11 protein-coding genes are annotated in these 15534 nt (G+C 45.3%); 2 read left to right on the top strand and 9 right to left on the bottom strand.

Annotation, left to right across the window (positions count from 1 at the left end; translation table 11 throughout):
- Position 1: 1 nt before the first annotated feature.
- From L1271_RS20815 to dapE, 5 genes are all read right to left on the bottom strand, one after another.
- Positions 2 to 5458, bottom strand: a complete 5457-nt coding sequence (locus L1271_RS20815) for a non-ribosomal peptide synthetase (protein ID WP_235368692.1) — start codon at positions 5456 to 5458, stop codon at positions 2 to 4.
- Between the two features lie 126 nt (positions 5459 to 5584).
- Positions 5585 to 6325, bottom strand: a complete 741-nt coding sequence (locus L1271_RS20810; protein WP_102056198.1) for a thioesterase II family protein — start codon at positions 6323 to 6325, stop codon at positions 5585 to 5587.
- On the bottom strand, positions 6322 to 6630 hold the full coding sequence (locus L1271_RS20805; protein WP_442960423.1) for an MbtH family protein: 309 nt from the start codon (positions 6628 to 6630) through the stop codon (positions 6322 to 6324). The genes L1271_RS20810 and L1271_RS20805 overlap by 4 nt, the downstream gene beginning before the upstream one ends.
- 252 nt (positions 6631 to 6882) lie before the next feature.
- On the bottom strand, positions 6883 to 8499 hold the full coding sequence (locus L1271_RS20800; protein WP_235368691.1) for a cyclic peptide export ABC transporter: 1617 nt from the start codon (positions 8497 to 8499) through the stop codon (positions 6883 to 6885).
- A gap of 266 nt (positions 8500 to 8765) precedes the next feature.
- Positions 8766 to 9962 carry a succinyl-diaminopimelate desuccinylase gene (gene dapE, locus L1271_RS20795; protein WP_235368690.1) on the bottom strand — a complete coding sequence of 399 codons (1197 nt, stop codon included), beginning with the start codon at positions 9960 to 9962 and terminating at the stop codon, positions 8766 to 8768.
- A gap of 320 nt (positions 9963 to 10282) precedes the next feature.
- Here dapE and L1271_RS20790 point away from each other — a divergent pair, with 320 nt between their 5' ends.
- Entirely contained in the window at positions 10283 to 11044 is a 762-nt protein-coding gene (locus L1271_RS20790; protein ID WP_102056194.1) for an IucA/IucC family C-terminal-domain containing protein, read from the top strand.
- Here L1271_RS20790 and L1271_RS20785 read toward each other — a convergent pair.
- From L1271_RS20785 to L1271_RS20770, 4 genes are all read right to left on the bottom strand, one after another.
- A complete protein-coding gene (locus L1271_RS20785) occupies positions 11009 to 11641 on the bottom strand; it encodes a GNAT family N-acetyltransferase (RefSeq protein WP_102056193.1) in 633 nt (210 codons plus the stop codon). The two genes, L1271_RS20790 and L1271_RS20785, sit on opposite strands and share 36 nt — an antisense overlap.
- Before the next feature lie 151 nt (positions 11642 to 11792).
- Positions 11793 to 12743, bottom strand: coding sequence for a sensor domain-containing diguanylate cyclase (locus tag L1271_RS20780; RefSeq protein ID WP_102056192.1), 951 nt, complete (start codon positions 12741 to 12743; stop codon positions 11793 to 11795).
- Positions 12744 to 12875: 132 nt separating this feature from the next.
- Positions 12876 to 13574: a DUF3581 family protein gene (locus L1271_RS20775; RefSeq protein ID WP_102056191.1), complete on the bottom strand. Its 699-nt coding sequence runs from the start codon at positions 13572 to 13574 to the stop codon at positions 12876 to 12878.
- 177 nt (positions 13575 to 13751) lie between these two features.
- Positions 13752 to 14390: a cytochrome b/b6 domain-containing protein gene (locus L1271_RS20770; RefSeq protein ID WP_102056190.1), complete on the bottom strand. Its 639-nt coding sequence runs from the start codon at positions 14388 to 14390 to the stop codon at positions 13752 to 13754.
- Between the two features lie 238 nt (positions 14391 to 14628).
- On the opposite strand from L1271_RS20770, the gene L1271_RS20765 reads away from it, so the two are divergent.
- Positions 14629 to 15486 carry a transporter substrate-binding domain-containing protein gene (locus tag L1271_RS20765; protein ID WP_102056189.1) on the top strand — a complete coding sequence of 286 codons (858 nt, stop codon included), beginning with the start codon at positions 14629 to 14631 and terminating at the stop codon, positions 15484 to 15486.
- Positions 15487 to 15534: the final 48 nt, after the last annotated feature.

Genomic DNA, 15534 nt, shown 5'->3' with positions numbered 1-15534 from the left:
CTTAGCTTTCCACTTTTGTGCGTGTTTTTTTCAAGAAGGCTTGGCGCTGGCGTTGACCACGCGCCGATGCTTTTTTCATTTCTTTGGCAACTGCTTGCTGTGCATTCGCAGCGCCTTCAGGTGTACGTTGTTCAAAGTAAGTGGCCATGGCACTTACGGTTGTCATATGAAACAGTTCTAACATGGTCAATTTACAGCTAAATTCGGCTTCAAGACGTTGCTGAATTTGACCAAACAATAGGGAGTGACCGCCCAAGTCAAAGAAGTTGTCATGCAGGCCAATTTGTTTCGCATCTAGACCTAGCACTTCCGCCCAAATCGCAGCGACTTTATTTGCTAAGCCGCCTGTTGGTACTTGATGGCTTTCACCACTCCCCCACTGAGGTTCGGGTAAGTGATGACGGTCAATTTTGCCATTGGCCGTCACAGGCAAGTTTGCCAATACGGTGATACAACTCGGGACCATGTAGTCTGGTAGTTTTTGCAGTAAACTTTGCTTCAGTGTTTGCGCGCTAGGTAATACGCCTTGGCCATTCGCCTCAGCGCCAACATAAGCCACCAAATGTGTCCCAGAATGACCATGTTGGCCATCACCGTCTTTGGCCAATACAACCGCTTCTTTAATGTGTGGAAGTGCCATTAATTGCGCTTCAACTTCACCGAGCTCTATCCGAAAACCACGAATTTTGACTTGATGATCGATGCGCCCTAAATATTCCAGTTCATCGCGTTGATTCCAACGAACCAAGTCTCCCGTTCGATATAAGACTTCGCCATCGCTACTAAATGGGTTGGCAACAAAACGCTCTGCGGTCAGGGCTGGACGCCCCAAATAACCACGAGCAACACCACGACCACCCACGTAAAGTTCACCGCTTGCTCCTTGTGGTACAGGATTCAGATCGGCGTCTAAAATATAGGCCTCACGCGCACCTATCGGCTTGCCAATTGGTACAGTGCTAACCTCGTGTAGCTCACCCGGTAAACTGATCCATGCCGTTGGTGTAATAATGGTTTCAGTTGGCCCGTAGGCGTTGACAATCCGAGGCGCAGAAAACGCCCGATGAGCGTCTTGATAATCTGTGCGGCTAAATTCTTCACCGCCGACAATACAGGTGCGAATTTGCTTACAGTCGTGCAAATGCGGCGTCAAAAGGCGTAAATAGGCGGGCGGTAAATGCAGTGCCGTCACCTTGTGCACGTTTATTAACTCACTGACGGCCTCCACATTGAGCTGCGCCTTAGTCGCCAGCACTAACGCACCACCTTTGATCAGTGGTGTCATCCACTGCTCACCTGCGGCATCAAAGTTAATCGAAAAGAACTGCAGCTCCGTGTGATCGCTATCTACTCCGTATACGTCAACCATATTTTGAATATGCATGGACAATGGGCCATGCGTAACGGCAACCCCTTTGGGCAACCCTGTCGAACCTGAGGTGTAAATAACATACGCTAAGTGCTGGGAATGTGATGCAATCGCAGGATTAGTCGTTGCAAAGTCGCCAAGCGCTATATGCTCGTATGCAAGCACAGAGATGGCGTTTTCAGCGTTTGGAATATGCGCCACGAGCGCTGCATTGGTCAGCACCAACTTCACCCCGCTATCCTTCACCATGTGAACAAGCCTGTCCTCAGGGTACGTCGGATCGAGTGGCACATAGGCGGCTCCCGCTTTCCAAATCGCAAATAGGGTGACATACATCTCAATACCGCGCTCAAGCGCCATACCGACACAATCTTCAGGCCCAATACCTCGACTTTTTAAATAGTGCGCGAGCTGGTTGGCTCGTTGATTTAATGCGTTATAACTCACGGTTTGTTGGTTGAAGATAAGTGCGGGCGCATCTGGCGTGCGCTTCACTTGCTCCTCAAACAATTGATAAATGGTAGAGTCATCCGTTGCAACCGCAGGCCCTTTGGCAACCTGAGTCAACCACGCTTGCTCTGCCGAGGTTTGCACACATAGCTGCGCAAGTGGCGTTGCGCCAGACTCAAGCTGGGCATGTAGCAGAGCAACATATTGCTCAGCCATACGCGCTATCGTTTGTGGCAAAAATAGTGCTCTGGGATAAACAAACTCTAGCGCTACTTGATCCTCTTCTAGCTCGTAAGTTTCGAGCGTTAAGTCAAATTGCGGCGCCACTTCTAGCGGCTGCCAAGCGCGGGCTGATAAGTTAGTATCCTTTGCGACCAACGGCTGCCATGCACGAGTATCATGCTCCGTATGGCTAAACATTACCTGGAAAAGCGGATGCGTATCGACGCTCCGTTCCGGCGCTAGCGCTTCGACTAGATACTCAAAAGGAACATCTTGATTTGCTTGTGCGCCCAAGACGGCAGTTTTGACTTGCGCCACAATATCTTGCAAACAAGTCTGACCCGAAAACTTCGCAGGGATCACTTGGGTATTTACAAAAAAGCCTACTAACTCTTGGAGTTGAGGCAAATGGCGGTTCGCAACTGGTATCCCCACTCGAATGTCATGTTGCCCAGTATGACGATAAAGCAATGCATGAAAACTGGCTAACATCACCATAAATAAGCTGGCGTTTTGTTTGGCCGCTTGGCGACGAAGTTGCTTAACCAGTTGAGCCGGTAAGACGACACTGTGATTTGCACCTAACAGTTGCTTATTATTTTCAGGAGAGTGCGCTTTATTGACTCGAGGGAAATCCGTGCACAACTGCAAAATAGGTTGCTCATCGCAGGCGAGCTGTGCTTGCCACCACGTTAATTGTGCTTGCGCTGCATCGGAGGTGAGATACGACCGCTGCCACAAAGAAAAGTCTTGATAGGTGATTGTGCCCTCTCGCACTTTACTCGCACTCAAGGTTCCCAAATAAATATGCGCAAGTTGGTCTAGTAATATTTGCATCGATACGCCATCGGAAACGATGTGATGCATCACTATAATCAGCTGATAGCCTTGCTCACCTAGATTAATTAGCGCCGCGTTGACGACATCCCCTTTAGTTAAATCAAATGCGTATTGACTCACTGTGGCAACCAATTCAGCCAATGCCGAAGCTTGCTGCGACGCTGCAACATTACTTAAGTCAAATTGTTGCAGCGGCCAATGACCCGTTTGCGCAACCACTTGGATTGCCGTACCAAGTTCATCGGTATCAAAGCGTGTGCGCAGGGCTTGGTGTTCAGCCACCAGAGTATTTAACGCGTTTTGCAAGCGCGTAGCGTCTATATCTGAGTGTAGGTTGATGCGCGCACCAATATTGTAAGCACTGCTATGGGGTTCTAGTTGCCATAAAAACCATAGTCTCGCTTGCGCATGAGACATTGGAACGGCCTGCTCAATTCCATACTCGTTGGCAATAATGGAATTTATTGATGACACGCTGGAAGCTTCTTTAGCCACCAACTGTTGACGTTGTGACGCGGCCAAAATAGCATCGGCTTGCTCGCCTAAGCGCAAACAATGAAATATTTCTGTGGGGTCAAACTTCACTTGCCAATGTTGCTCAATGGCGTGAATTAACTGCACCGCTTTTAGCGAGTTACCGCCCTCTGCTAGAAAGTGTGCGTCACGACTAAAATCACTCTTACGATTGAGCACGGCTTGCCAGATATCGGCCAGTGCTTGCTCGTGTTCTGATAAAGGTGCTGGGGCCAAAGTATCTGCCAGTGTTTGACCACGCACCAGCTGATTATGTGCATAAATCGCATAAGCCTTATCAACATTATCGTCTGACAGTGGCGCAGCGACACTCAGTTCAGCGGCTTGCGTCCACATTTGCTTGCAGGCGCTACGCTGTAATTTGCCACTGGACGTTTTTGGCAAGCTTGCAGGTTGCATCATCAAAACGCCTGTGACGGACTCATCACAATATTCTGCAACGATTTCCTTTAAGCGATTGACCAACAACTGCGGACTCACTTGGCGCTGAACCTTGCGCGCAATTTCTAGGGCTACACCAACGCCTTCGCTATGGTTATCCGTGGCTGCAAATACCGCGATCCGACCTTTACGGGCGAACTCAAATTCCGTTTCGATAATTTTTTCAATATCCTGAGGATAGATATTGCGACCATGAGAAATGATCAAATCCTTGATGCGGCCAACAATGTATAGTTGATTATCTTGCCAAACCCCTAAGTCCCCAGTGCGCAGCCAACGCGCTTGCTCATGTTCTACAAAGGTGTCTGCCGTTGCAGCTGGGTTTTGCCAATAGCCCTGAGCAATACTCGGCCCCGATACCCAAATTTCACCCACATGTCCTGCCGGCAATGCCGCCTTGGTCGTGTTGTCTGTGATCCGTATACTATGATGTGAAGCTGGTACGCCACAGGCTACCTGCTTTACGCCGTGCTCAGCTTGTTGTGCGATACCTTGTGCAAGTGAGGCAGCAGAAAATGACTGTACCACTAGGCCAGATTGTCTTTTTGGCCCAGTAACAAATAAGGTTGCTTCAGCCAATCCATAACACGGGTATATGGCTTGAGGATTAAAACCTGCTGGCGTGGCTTGTGCAAAAAAGCTATCAAGCGTATCAACCCTTACAGGCTCTGCGCCACTAAAGGCCACTTGCCAAGAAGACAGATCCAAGTTCGCCATTGCGCTTGGCCTTATCCTTTCAACACACAAGCGATAACCAAAATCTGGACCACCGCTTGACGTACCTCGGTGTCTAGCAATTGCTTCAAGCCAGCGGATTGGTTTTTCAAGGAAGTAGCGAGGCGACATCAAGACACATTTTGAGCCATTGAATAAAGGCAAAATCAAGCCGGCCATTAATCCCATATCGTGGTACAGAGGCAACCAAGACACCACAACCTCGTCTGCTATCACCCCACTCCCTTCGCTGATGGCAATTTCATTTGCAATCAAATTACCGTGACTCACCATAACACCCTTTGGTGCTGCCGTTGAGCCTGAGGTATATTGTAAAAATGCCAACTCTTGTGGTTGTGGCGTATGCGCTTGCCAGCAGGTATTCTCTTGATAATTTAACTGGTCAACAAACAGTAAACTTGCAGCACTTAGGCCGCTGTTGTGCATTTCTTGTTTGGCTAGTTCAACTAACTGATGATCTGCAGAATGCGCTAAAATAGCGGTTGCTTGACAATTTAACGCAATCCCAACAACGCGCTGAATATGCTGAGAACGTGAAGATTCGGGAACAAATAAAGGAACCGCGATGAGACCGGCATAAAGGCATGCGAAGAAACTGATAACATAGTGTTCATTGTTATCTAGCATCAACAGCACGCGATCACCTTGACGACACTGTAGCTGCAGCTCGGCCGCTAGTCTTTTAATCTGTATATCTAATTCACCATAGGTAAATGAGCGCTCATCCAGCACACCTTCTTTGTCACTAACGACCACCAGCGCGGTTTTATCTGCTTGGATCTGGGCAAGGTGTTGTAAACGCTCAACCATGCTGTGGGGCGTCTCGCCCGTGAGATACGGGTTTAGTTGTAATGGCTTGTGTTGCATATTGCAGCTCTACCTCAATTTTTCTAAATGGGCTCGCGACTAGAGACAAGATTAAAAAGCGAACCGACTAATACCAAGTGTTTAATGCTGTGTGATAACCCAAGTCCTCAAGTGCAGCGCTTGGTTTTACTCACAACTACTGACCAAAGCAGCCGCTGATGTATTATGGCGACTCAGTGTTTGCTCAAGTGCAGACAACACTGAAGCTTGGGCACTGTGAATATAAAAATGCCCACCAGCGAACCCTTGTTGCGATAATGGTTGACGGGCGTGTTGCTGCCAGGCCAGTACTTCGCTAACACTGATTAAGTCATCGTGACCATAAAAAGTGGTTACCGGCACGGTTATTTGCGAAGAGCTCGGTGGCGTAAACGAGCGCAATGCGTGATAGTCAGCGGCCAGCACCTCAAGCGTCATTTCCAATAAATCAGCATTGTCAAATAGCATGTCTGGCGTTCCTCCCTGCGCTCGCAATTCAGCAATGAGCGCTTGCCGATCATTAGGTTCTGGATAGCGCTCAGGATGAATAAACTGTGGCGCAGGACACGCCGATAGCATCAAAGTGTTAGGCAAAGGTAAATTGCGCTGTTGCAACTGCAGTGTTACGCCATAGGCAAGCAAAGCTCCCATGCTATGACCAAAAAAAGCATAATCACCGGTCATCTCATGCTGATAACACTGAAGTATCGCACTCACTTGCTCGTGGTAGTTTTCGACTTTCTCTTCATCTAACCTAGGGCCTCTTCCTGCAAGCTCAATGGGCACTAGCTTTATCCAGCTAGGCAATTGCCGACTCCAACGTAAGTACATTGAGGCACTCGCCCCAGCACAAGGCAGGCACAACAGCTTAATGCTTGATGTACTCACGCGTCACCTTGTTGCGCTTGCTCAGCCATCCACTGACGCAAAGAAGCAGGACGCATATCAGTCCAGTGCTCGTTAATGTAGCTTTGCACGTGGGCCTTATCGCCCTGAACACCAGCTACAGCTTGCCAACCCACTGGTACCGCTTTCCACTCGGGCCAAATTGAATATTGTTCTTCTTGATTAATAAGCACGATGAAGGTTTCATCTTCGCGGTCAAAACAGCTCACTGACATGACATCTCCTGATAAATATTGCACTGCTACTATAGGCAGTCGGTTTACATTCTGATGAGGTTGGGTAGTCATGAGGTATGTATCTCCGTGCTACCTTCTCAACATGCCAATAAATTTGGCGATATTGCCTCTGTAGACGAATAGAAATGCGAATTGTTTAAAGAAAAAAGCGTCTATATTCTGATTTTTTACCAGTGCAGATAATTGAAAGCATATGGGTAGGGATATCGCGGCCTAAATATGCTTAGCCGCTAAGCGGTTATCAAGTTAAACGCAGTGATAGTGTTGGCTTGCACTGCGCTCAACTTTAACCACTCAGGTTATTTATGCAGCTGCCTCTTCACGCTGATAAAGTTGGCCGTGCTCCATTCGCAACAGTCGATCGGCGCAGTCAAAATACTTATCGTCATGAGAGATAACCAACAGCGTTTTACCCTGCGCTTTAAGCTCTGGTAATAACTGGCGATAAAACACCTCTTTAAATATAGGATCTTGGTCCGCCGCCCATTCATCAAAGACTAAAAACGGACGCTGCTCTAAATGGGCTACCACCATGGCTAGTCGCTTTCTTTGCCCTTGAGATAACGCACGCGTTGAAAATGCACCATTGGCAACATGCACTTTACGATTAAGTTGGAGCTTTTCTAACAGTGAGTTTGCGGCCGCATCTAATTCAGCCGAAGGGATATCCAGCAATTCTTCAAACAAATAAAAGTCAGAGAAAATTGCGGTGAAAAGCTGTCTATACTCATCTAGATCTTCAGGGTTAATGGTTTTGCCATCTAAGCGAAGTTGACCAGTATTACTCTTGTATAATCCGACCAACATCTTAGCCAGCGTGGTTTTGCCACTGCCATTACCGCCAACCAAAAAGACAATTTCCCCCGGTTTAAACGATAAATCGATAGGTCCAAGTGTGAATAAATCATCAGAAGGTTCATGATAAAACTGATGTGTTAACCCGCTTAATTCAAGCTGTTTAAACGAGGAAGGCGCATTCGGTAAGTGCTTTTCTTTCGCTCCTTCGGATAAATGCGCGGTAACAGCTTCAATGCGTGCAGCTGATGCTTTCGCTATATTGGCCGCGGGCAGAGCCTTTAGTAAGTTCTCTAAGGGCGCAATCATATATATAAAGACCAACGCAAAGCCCGTTAGTATTTGGGTACGCTGCGCTGAATCTGCTACCAGCGCGAACAAAACCGCGCCAATAAATGCGTAGATTAAGAAATTTCCCCAAGCGGTAGAAATAACAAAGACAGACATGCCCACCGTCCGTTGCTTACGAACCGATTCAATGGAATCTCCAAGCACGTTATCTGCAAATCGCTGTCTTTTACCAGCATGCAAGCGTAGCTCTTTGGCACCATCAACCAAAGCACTAAAGTGTCCAAACAAGCGATCTTGCTCTTTTGCTGCACCATTTAAATAGCCGATGGCTTTGAGATGAACCAAATGATAGCCAATAGAGCCTAAACCCAAGACCACCAGCGCCATCACAAATACATCCAGCGATAACCAAGCGATATAAGCCATACAACCAATTACAATAATACCATTGACGACGATCACCGGTAACCGGACGAAAAACTCAGCAACTTTTAAACAGTGTTCAGACAGCGCTGATTGCACCTTGGCTCCGCCCACTTCTTCAAGTTGACGATAATCTGCTTGCAGTACCTTATCTGAAATATGCCTTCTCAGCACAGCATGTGCCTGTTGACTCAATCGCTCAAACAATGTTGAAGCCACCACCTGAAAAACCAGCACAGCCACCACCAAGGCCACAAAAATACCAAAAAATTGATTGGCTTCTTGTTGTGATGAATTCAATACCTTATTAATTTGCGTGAGTAACAATACGGCACACACACCGCAGATTGCACTCGTGAACACAGCCGCACCTAACAACCATTTTGATTGACGAATTAAATACCCAAGCACACGATTTCCTCATAATTCAATTACTGAGTCTGATAGCAACAAGACGAAGCACTTCTAAAGTTGTTTAATGAAAGTCTAAAAAAAACTAGATTTATACCAATTTACCTAAATGTTGAGGCCAGAAAATCTTGTCTTTAGCCCGGCAAAAATTTTGCTATTTAGTTGTTCTAACTGATAAATTTTTAACACAGCTCGCGTCAGATTTAATCCCTCAAATTGAGCAAGTATGAAGTCAAACTGGTATTGTCTGCCTGACGGCGTGCAACTTATTCACCAGCGGGCAAGTTAAGGTGTTGCTTTGCGCCAAAAAAATCACTGAGCACCGTTAAATAAATCTGCTCGATTTCCAGTAAATCACTTATGGGTAAACACTCATTGGCTTGGTGTATCGTGTCGTTTTTAACACCACATTCAATCGTTTGGGTGTGGCCATTGGCAAAAAAACGCCCATCAGACGTGCCTCCAGCGGTGTTTACTATGGGGTATCTCGCAGTACACTGCACGATGGCGTTTTCCACTAGGTTTAAGAATGAATCTTCGATATCTGCACTGGTATAATAGGGGTTACATGCCCTTGACCAATCTAGGCTCAGGTTGTCTTTAAATCTTGCTAAGTGATTTTCGATAATGCCGATGATCTCTTGATTACAATACCCATGGCTGTATCTAATATTGAAATTAACCTGACACGCTTCAGGTACGATATTATCCACATCAGTCGTCGTATTGACGCCCGTGACTTGAAGGGTTGTTTTGACATCTGGTTGGTCTTTTTGCCACTGTAAACTGCATAGTATCGCCACTACTTTACCCGCGATATGTGCTGCATTGACCGTTTGTTCGGGATAAGCGACATGGCCTGCTTTCCCTTCAATTTTTATGGCACCTGAGATTGAGCCGCGGCGACCATTTCGGATCACATCACCCACTCGATTGTGTGAGGTAGGCTCTCCAACAAGGCAAGCGTCAATCGTTACACCATCTTGACTGAGTCGCTCGACGATTCGCTTGGTACCAAATTCAGCTTCCCCCTCTTCATCGGATGTCAGCAACCAATAGAAAGTGCCTTTAAGCTTTTGCTTCGAAGCCAGTAAGACTCGTGTGGCACTCAGCATGGCAGCAATGCCCCCTTTCATATCGGACACGCCCCTGCCATAAATAACATCGTTTACGACAGTCGCTTTAAATGGATCGGAATGCCAATGCTCCTGCTCAGCGGGGACAACATCAACATGACCAGAAAATGCAAAACTTGGACCTTCAGAAAAAACCTGCTTGGCTATAAGGTTACGCACTCCATTTTCTTCAAACCATGAGGTTTCAAACCCGAGTTCCTCAAGATATTGGGCGATTGTTAAGATCAACCCGGCATCACAAGGCGTCACAGACGGCGCCGCGATGAACTCCTGTAGAAGACTTATAGAGGTACTTATTTGGGTTATTTTTTTAGTTAGTTCTTGCATGTAGAGCCTAGTTCCCAAGCCGAATATTTGTTTTTGTTGCACACCACTTTTAGGCAGCAACCACGACACTCAGACTAGTGACGAAACTAAACTAAATTTTTTTACATAAGATTATTGATTTGTCGGTGTTCGGTATTTTTTACCCCGCCAAAACATGTAATTTGACCATTAACTGCATTTTCTAGTGCCGTTTTTGGCAGATAACAGCCAAACAAACATAAGCACTAAAGTAATGTGGGAGTTTGAGACTAAAAGGCGGTATTAAATTAATGAAGTTGCGCTTCGTCATTAACCATAAACCTCTATAGCTGTTCGTTTCAATGCTGCCGAATTTAGTGCCTTTTTTTAAACCTCCTTATGATACGTATGCGCAAGGTGTTGACCTCACCCCCTTACGATCTACAGCGACTTTTTCTGAGTTATTAGAGTCACCACATTTTATCGACCATATAACTCGCTTTAGCTTAGAGAGAGGCGTAACGAAATCAAGGGCTCAAGCCTCCGTGTGGCATATGTATTACACCTTCAATATTTTTCCAAGCATCATCGTGAGCCATTCATTATTGCTAACACCCTTGCCACTAAAGCTTTGCGAATTGAGCTACAACCCTGAGCAGCTCAGCATTTTGCTGCCGCATCAAGGTAAAGCACTTAAAAACACTGACACAGAAACACGCTATCACGACTTATTGTTCAATCACTTATCACCGCTTCACGACCTGCTACACCAAGCTTTTGGCGTAAAAGAGCGGACGTTATGGAGTAATTGCTTTTATCGCTTGAACGACTTTTTCGACATTATTATGGGGCTTGTGGGTGCGCATCCAACATTGCTTGAAGATAAACAAATACTGACTACATCCGCCCACTTAGGGGCGCTAAAGAATCCGCTTAAGTTTACCGAAATAACCGCACATGATCCGAGTGGCAAATATCAAATCCGCCCTGAATGCTGCCTTCTCCACGACCGAGAAAATGGCAATTACTGCCGCGACTGTCCCAAACACAAGCACAATATGGTGCAAAGAAAAGCCGCGCTAAGTAACCTAAGCAAACTGAGGAAAAACGTCTCGATAGAATGAAGCTTTCTCAGCCATCACTAACGCAGCACGCTTATGAGGAAAGTCAAACTCAAACTGGCTATGATAACCAAGCTCTGCAATGCGAGTGAGTAGCCGCGTATTATCATGGCGAGGCTCTAGCACAATACGCTGAGTATCTTCATGCCCTAAATAAATAAGGTGACTTAAACTGGTCATCCAAGCACGAAAATTTTCGGGACCTCTACATGATTGCTCGCCAACTAATAAATGGACGCCTCTATCTTTGGGCTGCCACTCATAATATCCCGCTAACTTATCTAACTCAGCCCAATAAACTTCAACATAGCCAAATGGCTGCTCATCAAAATACATGACGAGCGGCAAACTAAAGTTGTCTGCTAAACGTTCGCTGAGATACTGCCACTGCTTTTCTTCTGACCACGCCTGCTGCCAAAAATGTGCAACTCGAGGATCGTTCATCCACTGACAAAATAGTGGTAAATCCGCTTTTGAGATCAGCTTAAAGCGCACTGTCTTATTGATCTGCGGGTTGTGATACGAGGCGAGCTCTGTACCTTGCAGCGCGGTTTTGTCGGCACAAGGGAATTGCTGCCACAAAGGGTGAATTGAATACATACTTTTCCACTTAAATTACACAAACGACTGTCATTGAAGCGACAAAGCCCGTTTGAAAGATTTAGTAACCGAGTCATGAGGTTACATGCACTCTGTTTAGTAGACGGTGACTAAGGGAATTAATTTAAGGAAAGCGCGATTTGTAGGCACGCTAGTTCATTTTTTTCTGATACATGTGTTTGTCTGCTCGAGAGAATAAACTGGTCATGCTTTCAAACTTACTGTCGCTCTTGGCAAATCCCGCAGAAAAACCACACTTGGGGAGCTTTTTCTTTTTTAACGCCTGATAGAAATTAGCCTCACTTTGAAAAATAAAGTCGTTTACTGCTTCTTCATTATCTCGTTGTACAATAGCCAGAAACTCATCGCCGCCATAGCGCCCAATAATATCATCTTCGCTACTTGCGGCTTTCAAGGCTTCAGCCAAACTTTGTAACACCTGATCTCCAACTTCATGACCATAGCTGTCATTTATCGGTTTAAAACCATCTAAATCAAGAAAGACACAGTAAAGCGCACCACCCAGTTTTAAGGCAATATCACGCTTATGTTCACCGAGTATTTCAGTCGCGCGGCGATTTAGTACTTCAGTCAACGGATCTTGCATCGCTATCGCTTTGATTTTGCTATAGCGCTCAATCATCACCAAATCGTCTTCTAGCATATCGCGTAAGTGCTCTATAAATTCAACCAACGAAGCGTTGTAATTTGTAGGCTTAAAATCCATCACACACAATGTGCCAAACGATTTTCCATTGGGCCAGTGGATTGGTACACCCAAATAAGACTCAAAGCCATCATTGGCAACCTCAGGGTTATCGTCCCATTGATAGTTTACGCTGGCGTGCTGCTCATATAGATTGTGATTATTAGCGACAACATGCTTACAAAAGATATTGGTTTCTTGCGGTATAAAACCACCTGCAGGATACGGGTTTTCTTCTTGGTCACTTGCAATCATCACTGCAAAACCGTCTTCTTTTTTTTGTACCACAAACGCAGCAGGCGCCGAAAAAATCTTCGCCATCAAATCGACTGTTTTTTGCCATTTTAATAATGTTTGTTGTGAGGCTTCTGGTTTGAGCAAGTCAGCATACGGCACAGTAATACCATTTAATTCAATTACATTTTATCTAAACAGTATAGCGGACAGCTGAAGAGTGGATGAATTATTGTTTCAAAGGAAAACGGTGTGGGCAACACGCTGACAGGTGCGTCAGCGTGTATTGGGAGGTTACGGCTTTAATGCTACTTTTCTATCGTTGTAATAGGCAATCAAATCATCAACGGTTTGCTGACAATACTCACGGATCCCAGAAACTAACATGTGCTTTTCACCATAACCGACTTTAGTGCCGTTCGACAGCAAGTTAAAACGCAGGTTGATTTTGCCACGTTTGCCTTCATGGCTAAACTCAGGTTTAGCCGCTTCCAATGTTACTTCCGTTACCGATATATCATCCATATGAATAGACATAGATTCGTATATCACCATTGGCCTTGCTGGGTTTATCATTACCTCTTGCTCACCCATCAATGGGATGATCACATGAGGAAAGGTAGTGCCTGAAAATTCTACGTAATTTCTCGTCAAACTATTGATGAGCGTTGGGCACGTGCTGGTTTCGCCAGCGCGCGACACTGACAGCATCACTTTATCATTTGCGGTAATATCAAATTGCGCAGCACCTTCTGGCAATGTAAGGGTTGTTGTTTCATCAACCATGCCCACAAAGCTAAACTCCATATTCTCGCTTAAGCCGTAGTGCTTTAACACTAAGGAGAAAAGTAGATCACCCGGTACACAAAACTTCTTTGCATCGATGTCGTGCAGTGGGTTGTAGTCGTCCGCGACTCCTTTTGCAAATAAACTCCCCTGCTCTCTGGTAATGGTGATCTCATTTGCTTGTTGTTGATAATACGGCTCTAACATCGCTACTTTTCTCTAACCTCTATGATAAAACTGCGCCATGTTACCAGAATTTTCTGAAATAGAGGTCATATCTGTTACGATAATCTGTTAACAAATATTACATTGACCGGACTTGGCACTAAAAGTTAGCGAAGTTATTGAAAACAATGACCTCGCTAACCTCTGTTTAGAGTTAAGTTACATTAACCCTTGTAATGGCTCAGCGCCCCACGTAAAGAGTAACAAAGCTGAAAGTGCAATAAAGATAAGGTATGCAACAACACCCGATTTCATGACAGGCGTGCTGACTGCATGTTCTTGCTTACCAGTAACTAATGTCTTTACTAGGTTTTGACCTTTTAGGCGATACACCACAATAGCAAATATATGCAGTGCAATGGCCGCAATTAACAGCTCAATATTGGTGTGATGTATATCACCTGCTAATTCAACTAAGTCGTAAGATACATATTGTGCAAGTGGGCCTTCCACCAAAATATCATCTGTTGTCATCAAGCCAGAAACAAGCTGGACAATGATCAGCACAAAAAATAGCAGCACCATCAAACTTCCCGCAGGATTATGTCCTACATGGCTTTGTTTTGATTTAATGGCCGATAAAATTGCTTTAGGTGAATGAAATAACGCGCTTAATTTAGCGGTTTGGCTACCAATGACACCCCAAATTAATCGCGCTGCCATCAGTGCTAACAATAAATAGCCAGTAACAAAGTGAAGATCCATCATGCCTTCTTCACCGGTAATATATAAGGTTACTAGTCCTGCTACGAGCAGCCAGTGAAACCCGCGGATAAATCCATCCCACACTTTGGTCATTGTTTATTTGCCCCATAGGTAAAAATCATTGCAATGATGACAGGTTATAAAACTCAGCACAAAGAGTTAAGGTTAAATAACCACTTATCTTGATTTGGCACCGTATTTTGCGTCCAATTTATATACATCTGTCTGATGTTTGTTAGGCTTTTAGACATGTTTTTGCAGCAAACTTCGCAGCTCCGAGTAATAATGTTCTATAGTAAACTGGTGTTTGCTTTACTGGGTTGGAGCAATAATGAAATATTTACTGCTAATGCTGCTGTTATTTGGTGCGTGCTGCAACGCAAAAATATTGCTGATCTCGAATGAACCTGCCGATGAGCAAAGACTTTTTACCAGACAAGCCCATAGTTTAGAGTCAGATACCAACAACTTGCTTTTAAACCAGTTTGGCCGAGATTACTTTGACTTTAACATTGTCACCCCAACCAAGCTTAACCAATTACTAGCAAGCGAAGAGCCTGTGTGCGCGGTGTCTCGCCTAAAAACCCCAAGTCGCCAGCAAGCCTTCTTGTTTACCATCCCCATCCACCTATATCCGAGCCATAGATTATATTACTTCAAACAGCACACCCCGATGGATGCCAGCCTTGTGAACGCCACGGGTAAGCTAAAGTCGCTTGCAAGTTTAATGGCTTACTATCCACAGACCACTATCATCAAAGAGGTCGGCAAATCTTATGGCAATACCATTGACTCTGCATTAGCGCTACTTGAGCCCAAAAATGTTGCCATTAGACCGTATAAAACCTCAGCACAAACCATTATGGAGCAGTTTAATGCAGGTAAAGTCGACTTTATATTAGCCTACCCCGCTATTTTTCAGCAAAGCTTTCCAAAGGACAAAGCCCATCTAGTGGGCTCATTACCGATTGCAAATAACCTCCCTCATCTTGAAGGCCATATTGCTTGTAGCCACACCCAAGAAACACGAGCATTTATCGACAAGGCCAACCAGATGATCCGTGCACTATATTCCACCAGTACCTACCTAACCACACACTTAAAATATCTCCCCAAGCAAGATCACGCATTGATCACCAGGCGGCTTGCGATGCTAAGCGCCAAATATCAACATACTCCTGCAAAATAATTTCAACTGCGGTTGCACAAGGGTCATACTTAGTCTAAATTAAATCGT

It is taken from the genome of Pseudoalteromonas sp. OF5H-5, assembly GCF_021530695.1.
In the GTDB taxonomy this organism is placed as follows: domain Bacteria; phylum Pseudomonadota; class Gammaproteobacteria; order Enterobacterales; family Alteromonadaceae; genus Pseudoalteromonas.
This window is presented reverse-complemented; position numbering and strand designations above follow the sequence as displayed.